Annotated in this window: 1 protein-coding gene; it reads left to right on the top strand. The window is 49.7% G+C overall.

Annotated elements, in window-relative coordinates; translation table 11 throughout:
• A partial coding sequence (locus tag Q5Y71_RS17145; protein WP_306043285.1) for a VCBS repeat-containing protein occupies nucleotides 1–543 on the top strand: 543 nt, incomplete at both ends.

Genomic DNA, 543 nt, shown 5'->3' with positions numbered 1-543 from the left:
AACGCTATTTTTGCCGACTTCAATGGCGATGGTCTTGCAGATTACATTTCAGCTTACTACAAAATTGGAACCGGGGGCGAGGTAGAGGTTCGCCTGCTGGAGCCGTCAGGAGAAGCGGTTTCTTCCAATCGCTACTATAAGTTCAGTAGTCAATCCACCAAGTACCCACTGGATGTTCCGGGCGTTAACTTGGTTAGCCATGTGCCAGATACCCTGGGGGATTTTAATGGCGACGGGGCAATGGACCTCCTGGTGGTAACACCTGGGGGATATCGGGTTGCCATATTCGACCAGCCCATGGGTGAGTTCCGCTCTATGGGGTTTCTTAGTACGGAAGAGACATCGAAGAATCCAATTGCGATAGATATTAATAGTGATGGCCTCACAGATATTGCCTATACCGGGACCTTTGGTCGCATGCACGTGCAACTCAGCACCGGAACCGGCTTTGTCGATCTGGGAGCAATGCGTGGTAGTAAGGGCACTTTTGTTGATTTGAACAAAGATGGCTATCAGGACTTTGTGTGGACTACATCCTTCGAA

It is taken from the genome of Microbulbifer sp. 2205BS26-8, assembly GCF_030731025.1.
In the GTDB taxonomy this organism is placed as follows: domain Bacteria; phylum Pseudomonadota; class Gammaproteobacteria; order Pseudomonadales; family Cellvibrionaceae; genus Microbulbifer; species Microbulbifer spongiae.
The sequence above is the reverse complement of the archived record's forward strand: the minus strand, read 5'-3'. Positions and strand labels throughout refer to the sequence as shown.